The 18,926-nt window shown below is 67.2% G+C and carries 21 protein-coding genes and 1 pseudogene; 12 read left to right on the forward strand and 10 right to left on the reverse strand.

Going from position 1 to position 18,926, the window contains the following annotated elements:
• Positions 1–67: 67 nt before the first annotated feature.
• Both rmuC and AB4Z47_RS19305 read left to right on the forward strand, forming a co-directional pair.
• Positions 68–670: a DNA recombination protein RmuC gene (gene rmuC, locus AB4Z47_RS19300; protein ID WP_441952549.1), complete on the forward strand. Its 603-nt coding sequence runs from the start codon at positions 68–70 to the stop codon at positions 668–670.
• 136 nt (positions 671–806) lie between these two features.
• The gene (locus AB4Z47_RS19305) at positions 807–1,661 is read left to right on the forward strand and encodes a DUF6542 domain-containing protein (protein WP_441952550.1); all 855 of its coding nucleotides are present in this window, start codon (positions 807–809) and stop codon (positions 1,659–1,661) included.
• Between the two features lie 110 nt (positions 1,662–1,771).
• Here the strand turns inward: AB4Z47_RS19305 and AB4Z47_RS19310 are convergent, their stop codons facing one another.
• Positions 1,772–2,782: a 4-hydroxy-3-methylbut-2-enyl diphosphate reductase gene (locus AB4Z47_RS19310; RefSeq protein ID WP_441952552.1), complete on the reverse strand. Its 1,011-nt coding sequence runs from the start codon at positions 2,780–2,782 to the stop codon at positions 1,772–1,774.
• Positions 2,783–3,081: 299 nt separating this feature from the next.
• On the opposite strand from AB4Z47_RS19310, the gene AB4Z47_RS19315 reads away from it, so the two are divergent.
• The 4 genes from AB4Z47_RS19315 (at position 3,082) to AB4Z47_RS19330 (ending at position 5,809) form a co-directional block, all read left to right on the forward strand.
• The gene (locus AB4Z47_RS19315; RefSeq protein WP_441952553.1) at positions 3,082–3,804 is read left to right on the forward strand and encodes a lipid droplet-associated protein; all 723 of its coding nucleotides are present in this window, start codon (positions 3,082–3,084) and stop codon (positions 3,802–3,804) included.
• Between the two features lie 84 nt (positions 3,805–3,888).
• Complete coding sequence (gene xseA, locus AB4Z47_RS19320; protein WP_441952555.1) at positions 3,889–5,190, forward strand: exodeoxyribonuclease VII large subunit; 1,302 nt, start codon at positions 3,889–3,891, stop codon at positions 5,188–5,190.
• Between the two features lie 71 nt (positions 5,191–5,261).
• Entirely contained in the window at positions 5,262–5,468 is a 207-nt protein-coding gene (locus tag AB4Z47_RS19325; RefSeq protein ID WP_441952663.1) for an exodeoxyribonuclease VII small subunit, read from the forward strand.
• The gene (locus AB4Z47_RS19330; protein WP_441952557.1) at positions 5,465–5,809 is read left to right on the forward strand and encodes a VOC family protein; all 345 of its coding nucleotides are present in this window, start codon (positions 5,465–5,467) and stop codon (positions 5,807–5,809) included. Before AB4Z47_RS19325 ends, AB4Z47_RS19330 begins: the two co-directional genes overlap by 4 nt.
• Before the next feature lie 103 nt (positions 5,810–5,912).
• Here the strand turns inward: AB4Z47_RS19330 and AB4Z47_RS19335 are convergent, their stop codons facing one another.
• Positions 5,913–6,413, reverse strand: a complete 501-nt coding sequence (locus AB4Z47_RS19335; protein WP_441952559.1) for a GNAT family N-acetyltransferase — start codon at positions 6,411–6,413, stop codon at positions 5,913–5,915.
• Positions 6,414–6,672: 259 nt separating this feature from the next.
• On the opposite strand from AB4Z47_RS19335, the gene AB4Z47_RS19340 reads away from it, so the two are divergent.
• The gene (locus AB4Z47_RS19340; protein ID WP_441952561.1) at positions 6,673–6,972 is read left to right on the forward strand and encodes a type II toxin-antitoxin system Phd/YefM family antitoxin; all 300 of its coding nucleotides are present in this window, start codon (positions 6,673–6,675) and stop codon (positions 6,970–6,972) included.
• Complete coding sequence (locus tag AB4Z47_RS19345) at positions 6,972–7,364, forward strand: type II toxin-antitoxin system VapC family toxin (protein ID WP_441952562.1); 393 nt, start codon at positions 6,972–6,974, stop codon at positions 7,362–7,364. The genes AB4Z47_RS19340 and AB4Z47_RS19345 overlap by 1 nt, the downstream gene beginning before the upstream one ends.
• Here the strand turns inward: AB4Z47_RS19345 and AB4Z47_RS19350 are convergent, their stop codons facing one another.
• Positions 7,365–7,931 carry a DUF4245 domain-containing protein gene (locus AB4Z47_RS19350; RefSeq protein WP_441952564.1) on the reverse strand — a complete coding sequence of 189 codons (567 nt, stop codon included), beginning with the start codon at positions 7,929–7,931 and terminating at the stop codon, positions 7,365–7,367.
• A gap of 127 nt (positions 7,932–8,058) precedes the next feature.
• On the opposite strand from AB4Z47_RS19350, the gene glpX reads away from it, so the two are divergent.
• The gene (gene glpX / locus AB4Z47_RS19355) at positions 8,059–9,102 is read left to right on the forward strand and encodes a class II fructose-bisphosphatase (protein ID WP_441952566.1); all 1,044 of its coding nucleotides are present in this window, start codon (positions 8,059–8,061) and stop codon (positions 9,100–9,102) included.
• 39 nt (positions 9,103–9,141) lie between these two features.
• Positions 9,142–10,545, forward strand: a complete 1,404-nt coding sequence (locus AB4Z47_RS19360) for a class II fumarate hydratase (protein ID WP_441952568.1) — start codon at positions 9,142–9,144, stop codon at positions 10,543–10,545.
• Between the two features lie 305 nt (positions 10,546–10,850).
• Here the strand turns inward: AB4Z47_RS19360 and AB4Z47_RS19365 are convergent, their stop codons facing one another.
• The 4 genes and pseudogenes from AB4Z47_RS19365 to AB4Z47_RS19380 form a co-directional block, all read right to left on the reverse strand.
• Positions 10,851–11,708: an acyl-ACP desaturase gene (locus tag AB4Z47_RS19365; protein ID WP_441952569.1), complete on the reverse strand. Its 858-nt coding sequence runs from the start codon at positions 11,706–11,708 to the stop codon at positions 10,851–10,853.
• A gap of 101 nt (positions 11,709–11,809) precedes the next feature.
• The gene (locus tag AB4Z47_RS19370; RefSeq protein ID WP_441952570.1) at positions 11,810–12,331 is read right to left on the reverse strand and encodes an LGFP repeat-containing protein; all 522 of its coding nucleotides are present in this window, start codon (positions 12,329–12,331) and stop codon (positions 11,810–11,812) included.
• A gap of 217 nt (positions 12,332–12,548) precedes the next feature.
• Positions 12,549–13,934, reverse strand: a complete 1,386-nt coding sequence (locus tag AB4Z47_RS19375; RefSeq protein WP_441952572.1) for a PhoH family protein — start codon at positions 13,932–13,934, stop codon at positions 12,549–12,551.
• An 82-nt stretch (positions 13,935–14,016) separates the two neighbouring features.
• Positions 14,017–14,540: pseudogene (locus AB4Z47_RS19380) on the reverse strand (DUF488 domain-containing protein).
• A 114-nt stretch (positions 14,541–14,654) separates the two neighbouring features.
• Here AB4Z47_RS19380 and AB4Z47_RS19385 point away from each other — a divergent pair.
• Entirely contained in the window at positions 14,655–14,927 is a 273-nt protein-coding gene (locus tag AB4Z47_RS19385) for a hypothetical protein (protein WP_327110057.1), read from the forward strand.
• 6 nt (positions 14,928–14,933) lie between these two features.
• Here AB4Z47_RS19385 and AB4Z47_RS19390 read toward each other — a convergent pair whose 3' ends face one another.
• Entirely contained in the window at positions 14,934–15,353 is a 420-nt protein-coding gene (locus tag AB4Z47_RS19390; protein ID WP_441952574.1) for a limonene-1,2-epoxide hydrolase family protein, read from the reverse strand.
• Positions 15,350–16,096, reverse strand: coding sequence for a TetR/AcrR family transcriptional regulator (locus tag AB4Z47_RS19395; protein WP_441952576.1), 747 nt, complete (start codon positions 16,094–16,096; stop codon positions 15,350–15,352). Before AB4Z47_RS19395 ends, AB4Z47_RS19390 begins: the two co-directional genes overlap by 4 nt.
• A gap of 114 nt (positions 16,097–16,210) precedes the next feature.
• Here AB4Z47_RS19395 and AB4Z47_RS19400 point away from each other — a divergent pair, with 114 nt between their 5' ends.
• On the forward strand, positions 16,211–17,407 hold the full coding sequence (locus AB4Z47_RS19400; RefSeq protein WP_441952578.1) for an FAD-dependent monooxygenase: 1,197 nt from the start codon (positions 16,211–16,213) through the stop codon (positions 17,405–17,407).
• A gap of 181 nt (positions 17,408–17,588) precedes the next feature.
• Here AB4Z47_RS19400 and glyA read toward each other — a convergent pair whose 3' ends face one another.
• On the reverse strand, positions 17,589–18,884 hold the full coding sequence (glyA, locus tag AB4Z47_RS19405; RefSeq protein WP_441952580.1) for a serine hydroxymethyltransferase: 1,296 nt from the start codon (positions 18,882–18,884) through the stop codon (positions 17,589–17,591).
• Between the last annotated feature and the right edge of the window lie 42 nt (positions 18,885–18,926).

Genomic DNA, 18,926 nt, shown 5'->3' on the forward strand with positions numbered 1-18,926 from the left:
CCACCGACAGACTCCAATTGCCGCGCCGGTTCATCGGACTGCCGTGCCGCCGCACGGGCGTTATAGCGTGTCCAGATCAGCGAGTTCGACGTTCCCCGGGCCGACCGAACGCTCGAGGCAGCCGCGTACCCGCCAAGCCGACCGAAAGCTCGAGGCAGCCGCGTATGCGCCGGGCCGAGCGAAGGCGAGGCAGCCGCCTTACCTGGATACCAGCGCCACCGACGACCCCGACGTGCGAGGTGAGCTGCTCACCAGCCACGCCGAACATCTGGGAGCGCACGTCGACCAGCTGGCCGACAAGGCGTACCGGGCGGCCTGCGATCCCCGCGCCCGAATTCGTGGTGCTTGTTCGTGCCCGGCGATCCGTGCGGCTGACCACCGACTCGGCTCTGCTGCAGTGAGTGTTCGGCCGGAACGTGATCCTCGCGACGCCTCCCAGTTGATCGCGATGCTGCGCATGGTCGTGTTCGGCTGGCGGCAGGAGGCGTTGTCCAGGGACATGAAGACGGTGCAGCGCCGCGGCCGCGAGCTCTACCAACGACTCGGGATGATCGGCAGGCACCTGGAGCGGCTCGGCGCACAGCTGGGCAAGGCGTGCTTTCAACTGCACCGCTGCTTCCGTGTAGTCGCGATATGGTCACCACACGCGAACTCCACGCCCTGGAAATAGCCGAACTGGGAGGTGCCCGCGATCCCACAGCGCGGATTTTTGGCCACGTCCGGTGGGCTTGGCCAACGCCGGCGAGGAGCCGGGCAACGGCCCTGCCGTCACGCCGCCGATCGCCGCGGCGGTTAGTGTGCATATCGTGGCTGCTTCCCAACGTGTGCGATCCCGGGTGCCCGCGCCGCAACGTTCGATCCTGCCGTCGGTGCCGGGCCTCCCGGTCGGCGCGGCGGTCCTGATCGCGGTTGCCTGCACGTTTGTGGGATTTCTGATCGATGCCGGCGGCGACGGCGGCGAGTTGACCGGCTCGTTCACCGCGCTGTACATCGTCGGATGTGTGGCGGCCGTCGCTGCCGTGCGCTACCGCGGGTTGTTCAGCACGATGGTGTTGCCGCCGCTGCTGCTGTTCGTCGCGGTGCCGTTGGCCTACCAGCAACTCTCCGGGCGCGGCTCGACCTCCCTGAAGGACATTCTGCTGAACCTGGCGATCCCGCTGGTGAACCGGTTCCCGACCATGGTGCTGGCCACCGTCATCGTTCTACTGATCAGTGGCGGCCGGATCATGATGCACCGCCGCGAGGAGGCGGAGGGCCGGTCACCGGCGTCGCGTCGTGGCGAGCGGGGCAGGCCCGCGGCTAAGCGGCCACGACCCGGCCGCCCCTCCGGCTCGCTCACGGATTCGGCACGGCGCAGGACGCGCCGCCCGAAGGATGATGCCGATGCGCCCGACTCGGACGAGGAAACCCCCCGCCCGGCCCGCCGCCCCGCGACCCAGGTCGCCGACGCACCGCCCCGGGTCGCGCCGTCCCGTCCGCGCGAGGGCCGCGCTCCAGCCCGCGGCGTGTCCCGCCCGACGGCGGCCATGCCCCGTGCTGAGGGCGAGCCGTCGCGCGCGGCTGCCCGCCGCCGCGATGTGCCCCCGCATCCTCAGCCCAATGTGCGCTACCGGGAACGCGACTCCAGCCGCACCGAGCGACGCAGGCCGGAGAACCTGTAGCGGCAGATGCCGCGTCGTCGCGTCCGAGGCAGGACACTCAGCCCGCTTGCCTCAGCCGCTCGCGAAGCTGGTCGATGTAGCCATCCACAGCGTCGGCGGACACGATCCGCTCAGCGGCGCGTGCTGCGCAATTCTCGGGGCAGCGCGAAAACGAGGGTCTCGTTCGCGGTGGTGACCGGCTGAACATCGCCGTAGCCGTGCTCGGCCAGCATGTCCAGGACGCCGCGGACCAGGATTTCCGGGACCGACGCGCCGGAGGTGATGCCGATCGTGCGCACGCCGTCGAGCCAGGCCAGGTCGACCTCGCGGGCGAAGTCCACCAGGTGGGCCGCCTTGGCGCCGGCACCGAGCGCGACTTCGACCAGGCGCACCGAGTTCGAGGAGTTGCGGGAGCCGACCACGATCACGAGATCGCATTCCGGCGCCATCGCCTTCACCGCGACCTGACGGTTCTGCGTGGCGTAGCAGATGTCGTCGCTCGGCGGGTCCTGCAGGCCGGGGAACCGATCCCGCAGCCGCTGCACCGTCTCCATCGTCTCGTCCACGCTCAGCGTGGTCTGCGACAGCCAGATCACTTTCGACTCGTCGCGCACACTGACCTTGTCGACCGCGTCGGGGCCATCGACCAGCTGCACATGCTCGGGTGCCTCACCGGCGGTGCCCTCGACCTCCTCGTGGCCCTCGTGGCCGATCAGCAGGATGTCGTAGTCGTCGCGGGCGAACCTCTTCGCCTCCTGGTGCACCTTTGTCACCAACGGACAGGTCGCGTCGATGGTGTGCAGATTGCGCGCGGCGGCGGATTCGTGCACCGCGGGCGAGACACCGTGTGCGGAGAACACGACCACCGCGCCCTCGGGAACCTCGTCGGTCTCGTCGACGAAGACGACGCCGCGCTCGCGCAGCGTCTCCACCACGTGCCGGTTGTGCACGATCTCCTTGCGCACATAGATCGGCGCACCGTGCTTCTCCAGCGTCTTCTCGACGGTTTCGACCGCACGATCGACGCCGGCGCAGTAACCGCGTGGCTCGGCGAGCAGCACTCGCTTACCGCCGTCGGCATCGGCGTTTCCGGCGCCTGCCGAGCGGGCGATTCCGACGTTCAAGGGAATGGCCGATGACATGCCCACAGGATACGTGCGGCCGCCATCCTCGCCACGTCCGGGAGTTGTCCGTCACAATCACCACTCATCGTGCGGTATCGACCGGTCAAGGGCTGCGAACTGGGGCGGAAGGTGGTCGCGAGAAGCCCGGCGGAGCGCGGGACCCAACAGCGATTCGTACCGGGATCAACGTTCATTCTCCGCGTCTGCACGCCGCACCTCGCAGTGCCGGCCGATCCGTCGCGCGCCTGGATAGACGAATATGCGAACCGCGCGCGCCCCTCCTTTGCATAACACACCATTTCGGGCAGGCTAGGACCATGTTCCGACCACCGTTTCTGGCCCGGGTCGCCGCCGGTGCCGCCGTATACGCCCTCGAGGAATCCCGCAGGCTGCCAACGGCGGCAATGAATTTCCCGATCACGGCCATCAGTCAGATGCTGCAGACGACGATGCACGTCCAGCAGTTCGTGACCAGTTTGGCGCTGAAGGGCGACGCGGTTTTCGACCGGCTGTCCAACAGCCCGGCGGAGCAACCGGAGTGGGCCACTTTCGACGAGGACCTCGCCGAGGTCCCGAACCCAGGGCCCACTCGCAACAGCCGTTTCGACCTGTATGCCGCGGACGAGCCCGCACCGTCCCCATTCGGCGCGCCCGAACCGTACCCCACGGAAACCGCCGCCCGCGCCACCGAGACCAACGGCCATGCCTCCTCGGCGTCGATCTCCGAGCCGGAGACCGCTGAGCCGGAAACCCTGGAGCGGGAGACCACTGAGCCGGAAATTCGGGAGCCCGAGACCGTTGCGCCGGAAGCCGCCGAGTCGGAGCCAGAGCCCGTCGCGGCCGCGTCCGAGATCGCCGAGCCGGATGTCGCCCTCCGCTACGGCTACGCCAGTATGACCCTGGCCCAGCTGCGCGCCCGCCTGCGCATGCTGACGCTCGAGGACCTCACCGCGTTGCTGGAGTACGAGCAGCGCACCCGCGCCAGGGCGCCATTCGTGACCATGCTGACTAATCGGATCGCCACCGTGCGGGCCCAATGACCGAACCGAAACACCCCCCGTATACCTGCCCCTCCGCGTATACCTGACCACATGAAACAGGACGGCTACCCATGACGTGCGTGTATGCCTGACCGGAAGACACAGGACGGCTCACAGGCTGGGGCAGGGGGGCGGGCCAATTCCGCCGAGCAACCGTGGCCGGTGCGTTCGGTGGCGATCAAGGTCGCCCAATGGATCGACCGGCTCGGCAGCATCTGGGTCGAGGGGCAGATCACCCAGATCAATGTGCGCCCCGGCACGCGCACCGCGTTCTTGGTGCTGCGCGACCCGTCTGCCGACATGTCCCTCTCCGTGACCTGCGACCCGGATCTCATCCGCAATTCCGCTGTCCCACTGCAGGAGGGCAGCAGGGTGGTGGTCTACGGCAAGCTCTCCTTCTTCACCGGTCGCGGCACGATCTCGTTGCGCGTCATCGAGATTCGGCCCGTCGGCATCGGCGAGCTGCTGGCCCGCGTCGAGCGGCTCAAGGCGCTGCTGGCCGCCGAGGGCCTGTTCGATCCCCGGCTCAAGCGCCCGATTCCGTTCCTGCCGACAACGATCGGCCTGATCACCGGCCGTGCGAGCGCCGCAGAGCGCGATGTCCTGACCGTCGCGCGAAATCGCTGGCCCGCAGTGCGTTTCGAGATTCGTAATACCGCGGTGCAGGGTCCGACCGCGGTACCGCAGATGCTCGACGCACTGGCCGAGCTCGATCGCGATCCGGCCGTCGACGTGATCGTGCTCGCGCGTGGCGGCGGCAGCGTCGAGGACCTGCTGCCGTTCTCCGACGAGGCACTGTGCCGCGCCATCGTGGCCGCGATCACCCCGATCGTGAGCGCGATCGGCCACGAACCCGACAACCCGCTCAGCGACTTCGTAGCCGATCTCCGGGCGGCCACTCCGACCGATGCCGCCAAGCGCGTCGTCCCCGACGCCTCCGCCGAGCTGGCCGGCGTCCGTGAGCTGCGCGCTCGCTCCGCTGCCGCGCTGCGCGGGTGGGTCGACCGCGAGACAAATGCGCTGGCCCAACTGCGGTCCCGGCCGGTGCTGGCCGACCCGCTGCGCGAACTCGACCTCCGCTACCAGGAGGTCGAGCGCCTCCGGACAGCGGCGCGCCGCTGCACCGAGCAACTCATCCGCACCGAATCCACGGCGGCGAGGCATCTGCGCGAGAAACTCACCGCCGTAGGCCCGGCCGCGACGCTGGCCCGTGGCTACGCTGTTGTACAGCGCGTCACCGGTCAGGAGCGGCATGTGGTGCGCACGATCGAGGACGCGCCCGCGGGCAGCCAATTGCGCATCAGAGTCGCCGACGGCGCCGTCACGGCCGCCGCGCTCGGCACCCAGGTCCTTGGCGCCGAGCACACCGACACAGGGAGGAACTGACCTTGGCCGAGCCCGGCAAGTCCACGGGTGGGAACGGAAAAGGAGCAGACCCGGCCGCCGATCAGGCCGAGATCGCGAGCTTCGGCTACGAACGCGCCCGCGACGAACTGGTCAACGTGGTGAAGATCCTCGAACAGGGCGGCCTCGACCTGGACGAGTCCCTCGCTCTGTGGGAACGCGGCGAGGCGCTGGCCAACCGCTGCGAAGAACACCTCGCCGGTGCGCGCAAGCGTGTCGAGGACGCGCTGCACCGCACCGATCTGGAGGAGCAGCAATGAGCATTCGCCGCGCCACCCCGGACATCCGCACCACCGACATGGAAGCCAGCCGCGACTTCTACCGTCGGCTGGGTTTCCACGAAGCGATGGATTTGGGCTGGGTCGTGACGATGGTGTCGCCGTCCAACCCGACTGCCCAGGTCCTGCTGGTGGGTCCGGACGCGGAGCAGCTCCAGCCGACCATGAGCGTGGAGGTCGACGACGTCGACGCCGTGCACGAGGCGATGACCGCCACGGGCGCCGACATCGTCTACCCGCTACGCGACGAGCCATGGGGCGTACGCCGCTTCTTCGTCCGCGACCCGAGCGGAGCCATCGTCAACGTGGTGAGCCACCGCTGATGGCTTGGCGAAGAAACCGAACGAGGCGAGGTCATCGGCCCGCAGTGTGCCCCAGCGGATACCGAGCGAGGCATGTGGGCGACGACGAGCCTACTGACCCGTTCTAGCGCGTGGGCGTCGCCGTGGCGCAGTACCGTGCAATGCCGTCTTGCGCCTGCAGCCGCACGAACCCGGCTTTCTCCAGCACCCGGACCGAGGGCGGATTGGACAACTCCACCTCGGCGTAGACCGTGTGGACCTCGGGCGCGGTCAGCGCGTGGGCGGCAAGCGCCCTGGTCGCCTCGGTCGCGTAACCGCGACCCCGACGCGATGCGACGACGCCGTACCCGATCTCCAGTTCCCCGTCGACCGCGGGCCAGAACGACCCGGCCGACCCGACGACGAGTCCACTCGCGCGCTCGACGACCAGTCGATGCCCGAATGGACCAAGCCAGTGCGGATGCTCGGTGAGCAGGCCCGCGATGACCCGATCGCCCTCGGCAGGGAAGTCGGCGGCCCACACGGCGCCGCGTCGGTCACCGAGCACGGCAGCCGCCTCGTCGGCGGTCCACGACCGCAGCACGAGACGCTCGGTGGTCAGATCGGGGGAAAGAGAAATAGACACGTGACACTCCTGGTCATCGAAGAAGACCCGGTTCGCGTCGAAGCGTCTGCGGAATCAGAGGTGCGCGAACCGGAGGAAGGCATGCGAAAAACAGCTGAAGACAGCCATATTCATCGACCTCCGACTTCGGTTCGGCACGCGTCTCGCACCGGGAGCAACGCTAACGGCGGGGGCGAGAGAAGGCAAGGGCGCGGTCATCGCTTCATGGAGGCAGGTCCACCTGGCGATATGTGACACATATTTGTGACACAATGCTCAGGTGACCGCCATTCCCATCCGCGAACTGTCGCACCACACTGCCCGGTGCCTCGCATTGGTCAAAGCCGGCGAAACCCTCGAGATCACCGAACGAGGCAAGGTCATAGGCCGGATCGTACCGGTGGACGCAGAGCGGGATACCCGAGCGCGCTTGCTCGCCGAGGGACGAATACGACCGGCGCAGAGGAGCCGATCGGACCTGCTCGCGGACGTACGCCGCAGACTGAACCACGAATCAGTCGACGCCGACAGCCAGGCGAGCGCGGCGTTGCAGGCATTGCGCGATGACGAGCGCTACTGATGCTGTACCTGGACACCAGTGCGCTGGTGAAGTTGGTCCACCTCGAGTCCGAGTCGGCCGCGCTGGCTCGGTGGCTCGACGACAGAGCCGACCTGCCCTGGGTTTCGTCTGCGCTGGTCGAGGTCGAGTTGGTACGCGCGATCCGCGTAGCCGAACCAGCTGATCTGGTTCACGTACCGTCTGTCCTGGGGCGGGTCGACAGGTTGGAGATGGACGGGATCGTGTGCGCGAACGCCGCGGCGATTTCTCCGGCCGCCGTGCGAAGTCTCGATGCACTTCACCTGGCCACCGCGTTGGAACTGGCCGACGATTTGACCGCCGTCGTGACCTACGACAAACGGTTCGGCGATGCGGCGGAGGCCGCTGGGTTGACCCGGGTCGCGCCCAGTTGATCAGCGCGTCAGCGGTGGAGCGCTGGTGATCGCCTGAGCGAGCGTCGCGAACGCCGCGTGGTTGCCCGCTCCGGTGATCAGCACCCTGGACTGACCGAGATCCGCGATCCACGCGGTCTCCGAGCCCTGCTCTGCGTACACGATCCACTTCTGCTCGCCGATTTGCTCGGTGCCGCTCGCGTATCGGGACCCGAGCACAAATCTCGCCAGCGCCTCCTCGGTCGCGTTGCTCTGACTGAACCTCATATAGGTACCCTGCGGTGTGATGTAGCCGACGGTACTGACCGGTCCGCCGCCGGTACTGCCGACGGATTCGCGGCTACCGGAGTTCGGTGTCCAGTCGGCGGGCAGGTCCGGGTTTCGGATCGGGAACGGCAACGTGCGCGCGTCTGCGGTGAGAGCGGCCCGCACGTCGAAATGCGGAATCTGCCCCTGTGTCGGACCGTTGGCGGCGAAACTGCATTGACTGGCAAGACCCGCGAAAACCACGGCGATCAACACCAACGGAATAAGCGACCAGAACAGATCCCGGTAGTCGTTCAGAATGCGTGGCTTTTGGTACGACACGCTCCCAGTATCCACTTGCAGGACGGCACTCCCCCGCGCACCCCGATCCCTGGAACAGGTGCACGACCGTGCCACCTCGAATGAGAGAATTGACCAGTACGCACCGACGCACAGGAGGCACCTCGCAATGACGGCATCTTCCCCGAAACCGAGCCGCCGCGAGGCGCCCGACCGCAACCTCGCGCTCGAACTGGTCCGTGTGACCGAAGCCGGAGCGATGGCCGCGGGCCGCTGGGTCGGACGCGGCGACAAGGAGGGGGGCGACGGCGCCGCCGTCGATGCCATGCGGCAGCTGGTCAGCTCGGTGTCCATGCGCGGCGTCGTCGTCATCGGCGAGGGCGAGAAGGACGAAGCGCCCATGCTCTACAACGGCGAGGCCGTCGGTGACGGCACCGGCCCCGAAGTGGACTTCGCAGTGGACCCGATCGACGGCACCACGCTGATGTCCAAGGGCTCGCCCGGCGCGATTGCCGTGCTCGCGGTCGCCGAGCGCGGCGCGATGTTCGACCCTTCGGCGGTGTTCTACATGCACAAGATCGCCGTCGGCCCGGACGCCGCCCACGTGGTCGATATCTCGGTCCCGATCCGCGAGAACATCAGGCGGGTCGCCAAGGCAAAGAACTCCTTGAAATCCGACCTGACCGTCTGCATCCTGGACCGTCCCCGCCACGCCGAACTGATCCAGCAAGTGCGTGACGCGGGCGCCCGCATCCGCCTGATCTCCGACGGCGACGTCGCAGGCGCGATCGCTGCGGCCCGCCCGGACTCCGGCACCGACATCCTGGTCGGCATCGGCGGCACGCCCGAGGGCATCATCGCTGCCGCCGCGATGCGCTGCATGGGCGGCGAACTACAGGGCATGCTGGCCCCGAAAGACGACGAGGAACGACAGAAGGCCATCGACGCCGGCCACGACCTCGACCGCGTGCTCGGCACCGATGACCTGGTCTCCGGCGAGAACGTCTTCTTCTGCGCCACCGGCATCACCGACGGCGATCTGCTGCGCGGCGTGCGCTACTACGGCGGCGGCGCGTCGACCCAGTCGATCGTCATGCGCTCCAAGTCCGGCACGGTCCGCATGATCGACGCCTACCACCGGCTCACCAAGCTGCACGAGTACTCGTCGGTCGACTTCATCGGCGACGAGGACGCGGTACCTCCGCTGCCGTGACATCGGCCGCGCCTTCGGCGCGGCCAATAGACTCAGCATATGACCGAGGAGACGCAGTACCGCATCGAGCACGACACCATGGGCGAAGTTCGAGTTCCGGTGAACGCTTTGTGGCGGGCGCAGACCCAGCGGGCCGTGGAGAACTTCCCGATCAGCGGACGCGGCTTGGAGCGCGCGCAGATCCGCGCGCTCGGCCTGCTGAAGGCCGCGTGCGCCACGGTGAATCGCGACCTGGGTCTGCTCGATCCCGTGAAGGCCGATGCCATCATCGCCGCGGCGAACGAGATCGCGGAGGGTAAGCACGACGACCAGTTCCCCATCGATGTCTTCCAAACCGGTTCGGGCACCAGCTCGAATATGAACGCCAACGAGGTGATCGCTTCGCTCGCCAAGGCGAACGGCGTCACTGTGCACCCGAACGACGACGTCAACATGTCCCAGTCGTCCAACGACACCTTCCCCACCGCAACACATCTCGCCGCCACCGAAGGAGTCATCACCGAGCTGGTCCCGGCGCTCGAGCACCTGCGGCTCGCGCTGCTGGACAAGGCCACCGAGTGGCGGACCGTGGTGAAGTCCGGACGCACCCACTTGATGGACGCGGTGCCGGTGACTCTCGGTCAGGAGTTCGGTGGCTACACCCGGCAGGTCGCGGCGAGTATCGACCGCATCATGGCGACGCTGCCGCGGCTGGGCGAGCTACCGATCGGCGGTACCGCGGTCGGTACCGGCTTGAACGCCCCAGAGGGCTTCGGCGCGCGGGTCGTCGCGGAACTGGTGCGTGCCACCGAGATCGATGCGCTGCGCGAGGCCGAGGACCACTTCGAGGCGCAGGCCGCGCGGGATGGTCTGGTCGAGGCGTCCGGCGCGCTGCGCACAATCGCGGTGAGCCTCACCAAGATCGCCAACGACATCCGCTGGATGGGCTCGGGCCCGCTGACCGGACTGGCCGAACTTCAGCTGCCCGACCTGCAGCCGGGCAGCTCGATCATGCCCGGCAAGGTGAATCCCGTTCTGCCCGAGGCGGTTACCCAGGTGGCCGCACAGGTGATCGGCAACGACGCGGCGGTCGCCTTCGGCGGCGCGAACGGCGCCTTCGAGCTGAACGTCTACATCCCCGTGATGGCGCGAAACCTGTTGGAGTCGATTCGGCTGCTGGCCAACGTCTCTCGGCTGTTCGCCGACAAGTGCGTGCGCGGTCTGGTCGCCAACGTCGAGCATCTGCGCATCCTTGCCGAGTCCTCGCCCTCGATCGTCACACCACTGAACTCGGCAATCGGCTATGAGGAGGCGGCCGCAGTCGCCAAGGAAGCACTGAAGCAGAAGAAGACCATCCGCCAGACCGTCATCGATCGGGGCCTGCTCGACGAGAAGCTGACGGAGGAGGAACTCGACCGTCGCCTCGACGTGCTCTCTATGGCAAAGGTGAAAGACGTGGAGTAATCGGGTGAAAGACGTGGAGTAATCGCGCGCAATCCCGGCGCAAACGCCACGTTGGACACCCTCGTCTGCTCCAACGTGGCATTCGGCCCTTTGGCTTCCGCCTGATGCGGATGCTGAATTAATCCGTTTGCAATCCGAAGGTGTTACAGCCGCTGCGGCCGTTGTCACCGACTACAGGTACGAGGGTGCCGAAAACATCGAACGCTCGATCTGCTCCGACCGAAATCCCGGCGAACCCGCCGCTATAGAAGGCTTCGCCGGGATTCACTTACGGAAAGGCACTTTCCGATACGCTCGTGACCCGATCAGCCGCGCAGGTGAGCGAGTTCGTCGCGCGCCTTTTCCCCTTCGGGGCCGAAGTCGGTGCGGCTGAATACATTCCAGCGCTTCAACAGTGGAGCGAAGACCAGTTCGCCTTCCTTGGCGCGGTCGTAGATGCCCGCCTCGGCGAGAACCTCGTCACTTGTGCGACCATCCGCCAGCGTCACCGTGGGGACATGGAAATCCGCGACCCGGTCGGCGATGGCGCGCACGGTCTGGTCCGGCGCCAGGTCGAGACCGGCCGCGACCAGGTCCGCGAAGAAGACCGACTGCAGTTCGTCGTCCAGTGCGATGCGCTCGGCGATGGCGGTGACCATCGGGTTCTCACCGAGCGCCGCGATATTGCGATGCCGGATCACACTGGCCGCCTCCTCGAACGCACAGGTGGCCAGCACCTCGAGCAGGTGCATCGCCGGGCGGCGGAAGCCCTTGGTCATATGGTCCATCCGCAGCCGCTCCAGTTGGACCGGGTCGACCGACCTGGTGACCATGAGGTAGTTGCGGATCATGATCTCGTGCCGGTTCTCCTCGGCGGTCCAGCGACCGACCCAGCGCCACCAGGCGCCGGTCCGCAGGTACTTGCCGACCTCCCGGTGATACGAGGGCAGGTTGTCGGCGATCAGCACGGAGACAGTCAACGCCAACTTCGTGACGTCGTTGAGCTCGGATTGTTCCGGCTCCCAATCGACGCCGCCGAGGAAGGCGAAGTTGCGCCCGTCGTCCCACGGCACGAAATCGTGCGGCTGCCAGCCGTCGGCGACATCGACGTGTTTGCGCAGATTCAGTTCTACGTCCATCGCGAGGGATTCGAGCAGTTCGCGATCGGTCAAGAGAGTTTGCACCAAGACAACCTAGCGGCTGGGCCCGCGAAGCGGGCATCTGGGAATGGGACCGAACAGGCGCTCCGGGGCCGCCGGGGCGGCCGCGGACACCGGAAACCGAATCACTTCGGCGTGACGGTGATATTACCGTCTACCCAGGTGATGGTTCCGCCACTGAAGTCGCTCTGCTTGCCGCCCGGGATGTTTTTCTCGTCGCTGATCGGGTGGCCCAGGTTGCCGTTGGCACCGCCATCGGCTTTCCATGCTGCCCGGATCTCACCCCACACGATGTGCGGTTCGCCGTCCTTCGGCTTGTAGATCGTGCCGCCGACAAAGTCCTGGAACTCGCCGTCGTCGGGCCCGTCCGCTTCAGCTTCCAACGGCGCGCCGAGCGGGCCGGTGGGGCCGCCGCTCGCCACATACTTCTCGTAGATGTCGCCGGAGACGGTGACGGGCTCGCCACCCTGTGTCGGAAGCTTGGTCTCCTCCGCGGCGCCGTGCGGAGTGGCCTCGCCGGTGTGGGTCGCGGCGACCGAAGTGCTCAGCGGGTTCAAGGTGACGGGGTTGGTGATCGAGGCGGCGCTGCTGTCCTTGTCTTTGTCGTCGCCACAGCCGGCGACGACGAAACCTGCCGCGGCGATCAATGCGATGAAACCAGCCGTTCGTCGAGCGAAGTGGTGCATTTCCATCCTCTCGAAATCGGCCGCGCGGAGTGCCACGGACTCCGTGGCGCTCCGCGCGACCCAGGCCGATGTTCGGCAATGACCCGGCAGCAACTCGCCGGGTCATACCGAACAGCTATCGCGGCGGATAATACCCGCCGGCTATGAGGTGAAACACACCGCATTGCCGGCCGCCCCATCAGGCGTTGGGACCGTACTCCTCCAGCATCTCGGTAACCAACGCCGCGATCGGCGAGCGCTCGCTACGGGTCAGCGTGACATGAGCGAACAGCGGATGGCCCTTCAGCTTCTCGACCACCGCGGCGACACCGTCGTGCCTGCCGACGCGCAGGTTGTCGCGCTGAGCCACGTCGTGGGTGAGTACCACCCGCGACCCGGTGCCGAGGCGGCTGAGCACCGTGAGCAGCACATTGCGCTCCAGCGACTGGGCCTCGTCCACGATCACGAAGGAATCGTGCAGCGACCGTCCACGAATGTGGGTCAGCGGCAACACTTCCAGCATGTCGCGGCTGAGCACCTCCTCCATCACCTCGCGGCTGGCCAACCCGTCGAGCGTGTCGAAGACCGCCTGCGCCCATGGGCCCATCTTCTCGCTTTCGCTACCGGGGAGGTAACCCAACTCCTGGCCACCGACCGCATACAGCGGACGGAAGACCACCACCTTGCGCTGCGTTCGCCGTTCCAGCACCGCCTCCAGGCCCGCGGTCAGCGCGAGCGCGGACTTACCCGTGCCCGCCCGGCCGCCGAGCGACACGATGCCGACGCTCTCGTCCAGCAGCAGATCCAGAGCTATGCGCTGCTCGGCGGAGCGACCGTGCAACCCGAACGCCTCACGCTCGCGCACCAGCTGGACACGTTTGTCCGGCGTGACCCGGCCCAAGGCACTGGAGCTGGTGCCGAGCAACCGGATGCCGGTGTGGCAGGGCAGTTCTCGCGCGGCATCGAGGTCGATCACCGACTCGGCGTAGAGCTGATCGACCTGCGCCGAGCTGACGTCCAGCTCCACCATGCCGGACCAACCCGAGGTGACGACGTCCTGCGCGTGGTACTCGTCGGCGTGCAAACCCACCGCACTGGCCTTGACCCGCAGCGGAATATCCTTGGACACCAGCACCACTTCGCGGCCCTCGGCCGCGAGGTTGAGCGCACAGGCCAGGATTCTGGAGTCGTTGGTGTCGGTGCGGAACCCGACCGGAAGGACCGCGGGATCGGTGTGGTTCAGTTCCACCTGCAACGTTCCGCCCTCGGTGCCGATCGGCACCTGCTGATCCAGCCTGCCGTACTGCAGGCGTAAATCGTCCAGGTTGCGCAGGGCCTCCCGGGCGAACCAGCCCAATTCGTGGTGGTGCCGTTTGCCTTCGAGTTCGCTGATGACCACCAGCGGTAGCACCACGTCGTGTTCGCCGAACCTGGTGTACGCCCAGGGATCCGACAGCAGAACGGAGGTGTCGATGACAAAGGTATTGCCGGGTAATTGCGAGGGGCGGGCCCCCTTCGCGGCGGCTCCGCCTTTCGCGGAGCGGGATTGCGCCGAGGGAGCGGAAACGGAGCGTGTAGCAGTCACGGTGGGCTCCTATGTGTTCGTGCGGCACTCGCACGAACGATCTCGCTGGACCGGTCCGTCCTGATGGACCCCGACGTTGCCGTCAGGCGCCACGAGGGCCGGGTGCCGGCCCCCTCGTACTGAGTAGCTCAGTCACGGTCAGGACCTCCCGTACGAGCCACACCGCCGCGGCCCGCATACACGACGCTACCTTCGAACCCCACTTCCGCGCTCGGGGACAGGTACACGTGTCCGTGAACTTGTCGTAAACCAGAGCTGCGCGAGGGTTCAGCGCAGCAGGTCCAGCAGCACAGGAACACGGCTTTGCACCGGATCTTGTACGCCGCGCGAGCAAGGTGACCGTACCTTCGGCGGCCAGCGCACGCAGTTCCCGCAAATCTTGCTGAACCTCCGGTGCCGCGAGTTCGGCGCGGTAGTGACGGACGAACTCGACACCACGCGCGTCGCGGTCGGCATGAAACCAGCGATGCAGTTCGTTCGACGGGGTGAGCGCCTTGGGCCAGCGGTCGACGCGCGCTTGCTCTTTGGTGATCCCCGCGGCCAGAGCCGATCGATCAGCACCCGGATGCCGTCATCGGGGTCCGGGGTTTCGTAGACGCGTTTCACCCGAAATCCGGGTGGGTTCGAGTGTCATGGCAGTAATCGCAGCACAGCATCGCCGGGCTGGTTGGTTACGCCACACGGTCGCTGCCGCCCGGCCAGGAGATTAGAGTCGCTGGTATGGCGGGTAACGAGGAGCTGGAGAAGCTGTCGTCGAAGGAACTGCACGACCGCGCGGTGAAGGTCGCCGTGCGCCATGGGGATGTGAAGTTCCTGTGGCGGCTGCTCACCTCGATCCCCGCCGCGGAGGCCGCCGCGGGCAACCTCGGCGAGAGCGAGGCGGACATCAAGTACGTGCTGCCGATGATCGACGACTACATCCACGCGGGCGACGGTGCGATCGCCGAGGTGCTGCGGCCGTTCTACCTGGAGTACCTGACCCAGCACTCCTGAGGTCACTCAGCCGCGGGCACGTGCCGCGCGCCAGAGGCCGACGACGGTGCCGCGTAGGAAATTCTCCCAGCTGAAATGGTCGTGCCACAGGATGATTCGGCTGTCGCGCAGTTCGAACGTGCCGGTCACCCAGAAGCCGACGCGCACCGGACCCACCCGCAAGTAGTCGGTGCGGTCGGTGAGCACGATGTCTCCGTCGGCGGCGATGTGGTGCATGTCGACAGCGAACCCGATCCAGTCCCGGCTCAGCCCGCGCAACACGCCGCCGACCCGGCGGATGCCCCGCACGTCGGGCAGCGAGGTGTTCTTCCAGACGATGTCCGGGTGCAGCAGATCGAGCGCCTCCCCGGATGCGTTCATCTCCAGCGCGGCGAAGAACTCCCGCACCGTAGTGATCGAGTCCTGTTTCACGAGTTCTTCGGTCATGATTCGAGCGTAGGCCGCGGCGCTCCGGCGCGGCGCGCGATGAGCACGCCCAACCCGTCGAGGATGCGTCCGATGCCGAACTTCAGCGCGCCCTCGCCACCCACGACCGCTCCCTCCTCGGTGAACGCGGCCGCCGCCGTGGGGTAACGCTCGGCCGCGGCGGCCACCATGTCGGCAAGCTGTGCCGCGATCTGCTTCTCGAACGCCTCGGCATCGACCGCTCGGACCACCTGCACCAGGCTGCGCGCGTGCCCGGTCAGCAGGACGATGGTGTCCAGGCGTTCGGCGTTCGTGAGCCCGGTCGACGCGAGTGCATCCAGGGCGGACTCCACCCAGGCCATCTCGTTCGGGCCCAACGGCCGCACTCCTACCGACACCTCCAGCGACCACGGGTGCGCGTGGAAACGTTCGTAAAGCGTCTCGCACCACCGGCCCAGCTGTCCACGCCATGCCTCCTCGGTCGAAGCATCGTCGGCGGCGGGCAGCTCCGGCGGCACGCCCATCGCGGTGTCCAGCATCAGCGCGACCAACTCGGCCTTGCCAGGTACGTAGCGGTACAGCGACATCTTCGTGAAGCCGAGACGCTCCGCCAGCCGCTGCATGGACAGATTGGCCAGCCCTTCGGCATCGGCGAGCGCGATCGCCTCGGCGACGATCCCCTCTAGTGAGAGTGCGGGCTTGGGCCCGCGCTTGCGGCGCTGCTGGGTGCCCCAGAGCAGTTCGACTGCGGTAGGTATCGGCATGCCCGAATCCTTCCGGATAACGACTTGACGAGAAACTGTGTCTACCATACGCTGATTTGCGTCCGATGGAAACAGAATCTGGCGGACACTGATTTCGACCGTAAGGGAGCCACCGTGCGCAACTCGACCGTCCTCATCTCCGGCGCCAGCGTCGCCGGGCCCGCCCTGGCCTACTGGCTGCACCGCTACGGCTTCGCCGTCACCGTCGTCGAGCGCGCACCCGCGCTGCGCCCCGGCGGCCAGGCCATCGACTTCAAGGGCCGCACCCACTTCACCGTCCTGGAGCGGATGGGCATCCTGGACGAGATCGAGACGCGCAAGACCGGCGCCACCGACACCGTCTTCGTCGACGAGAACGGCGAGCAGCTCGCCGTCATGTCCGGCGACTTCACCGGCGGCGACGTAGAGATCCTGCGCGGCGACCTGGCCGAGATCATGTACAAGCGGACCGCCGAGCACTGCGAGTACCTGTTCGGCGATTCGATCAGCGCGCTCACCGAGACCGCCGACGGCGTGCACGTCGAGTTCGCGCACGGGCCGGCGCGCACCTTCGACCTCGTTTTCGGCGCCGACGGTATCCACTCCCGGGTCCGCAGGCTGGCTTTCGGCCCGGAGAAGGACTTCGTGAAGTACCTGGGCTACTACTACTGTGTCGCGGGCGCCAGCCCATGGAGCCAGGACGCGACGAGTCCACGCGAACGGGCGATCGCCTACGGCCACAACGCTCCCGGCAAGCTCGCGATCAGCGGCGGCTCGAAGGCACAGCAGCTGTATATGTTCGCCTCGCCCGAGCTCGACTACTCCCGCGACGACAGCGCCACCCAGCGGCGCATCGTCGAGCAGGTCTACGCGGACGTCGCATGGGAGGTGCCGCGGATGCTCGACGAGGTGGCCGACTTCGACGACTTCTACCTGGATTCGATCAGCCAGGTCCGGATGAAGCGCGACTACACCGAGGGGCGCGTCGCGTTGGTCGGCGACTCCGCGTACGGAAACACGCTGGGCGGCTTCGGCACCGGGCTCGCCGTGGTCGGGGCGTACGTCATCGCAGGCGAATTGGCCCTCGCCGATGGCGATCACACGGTCGCCTTCGCCCGCTACAACGAGATCATGAAGCGCTATGCCAAGATCGCGGGCAACAGCAACGCAGGCCGCTTCCTCGCCCCCAAGACCGCACGTGGCATCAAGCTGCGCAACTGGTTCTTCGGTTCCCGGATGTTCACGTTGATGCTGAAGTACAGCGACAATGCCGCCAATGACATCGAGCTGCGGGACTACCCGGCGTTGGTCGGCGCGACGGACATCGGTTGAGACCGTGGGATTGTCATGCGGGCCACGGCGCCGCCTCGGCACACGACATCTGCCGTCGGCAACTCGCCCGGGTTTCGATGGCCGGGGCGGGGCACGTCCAGATGCGTTCGGGATGCGGCGCGAAACCCGAGCTGCCGCTACCCGAACGCGGCTACCGCTGCGGCGGTTGTGTCGGGATAGATCAGCCGAGGAGGTGCCAGTCCTCCAGGCCGTTGTACAGGGGAACGTCGTTGGCCAGCTTGCTCACCCTGGCGCGCAGCGCGTCCACGTCGGAGCCCCCTGCCAGTGCGGTCGCGATGATGTCGGCGACCTCGGTGAACTCGGTGTCGCCGAACCCACGGGTGGCAAGGGCCGCGGTGCCGATGCGCAGACCGGAGGTGATCATCGGCGGACGCGGGTCGAACGGAACGGCGTTGCGGTTCACCGTGATTCCGATCTCGTGCAGCAGGTCTTCGCCCTGCTGGCCGTCGAGCTCGGAATTACGCAGGTCGACGAGCACCAGGTGCACGTCGGTGCCGCCGGTGAGCACGCTGATGCCCTTGTCCTTGACGTCGGCGGCGGTGAGGCGCTCGGCGAGGATCTTCGCACCGGAGAGGGTGCGCTCCTGGCGGTTCTTGAACTCCTCGGTGGCGGCGATCTTGAACGCGACCGCCTTGGCGGCGATCGCGTGCATGAGCGGCCCGCCCTGCTGTCCGGGGAACACCGAGCTGTTCAGCTTCTTGGCGTACTCCTGCTTCGCCAGGATCAGGCCGGAGCGCGGCCCGCCGAGCGTCTTGTGCACGGTGGAGGACACCACGTCGGCATAGGGCACCGGCGAGGGGTGCAGCCCGGCCGCGACCAGACCGGCGAAGTGCGCCATGTCCACCCACAGGTAGGCGCCGACCTCGTCGGCTATCGAGCGGAACGCCGCGAAGTCCTGATGACGCGGGTAGGCCGACCAGCCCGCCACGATCACCTTCGGGCGCGCGCCGAGGGCGATCGTGCGCACCTCGTCCATGTCGACGCGGTGGTCTTCCTTGCTCACCCCGTAGGAGTGCACCTCGTAGAGCTTGCCGGAGAAGTTCAGGCGCATGCCGTGGGTGAGGTGACCACCGTGCGCGAGGTCGAGACCGAGCAGTTTGTCGCCGGGCTCCATCAGCGCCATCAGCACCGCGGCGTTCGCCTGCGCGCCGGAATGCGGCTGCACATTGGCGAAGTCGGCGGCGAACAGCTCCTTGGCGCGGTTACGCGCCAGTGTCTCGACGACGTCGACATGCTCACAGCCGCCGTAGTACCGCCGACCCGGATAGCCCTCGGCGTACTTGTTGGTGAGCACGCTGCCCTGCGCCTGCAGCACCGCGCGCGGCACGAAGTTCTCGGAGGCGATCATCTCGAGGGTGTCGCGTTCGCGGGCGAGTTCGCCTGCCATCGCGGCGGCGAGTTCCGGATCGAGCTCACCGAGGGACTGGGAATTGACAGAGGCGGTCGTCTGCGTCACGGGGTCAGTCTATGGGCCGGATGCCGGTTCCCGAGCAGGGGG

It is taken from the genome of Nocardia sp. 2TAF39 (genome assembly GCF_052114905.1).
Classification (GTDB): domain Bacteria; phylum Actinomycetota; class Actinomycetes; order Mycobacteriales; family Mycobacteriaceae; genus Nocardia.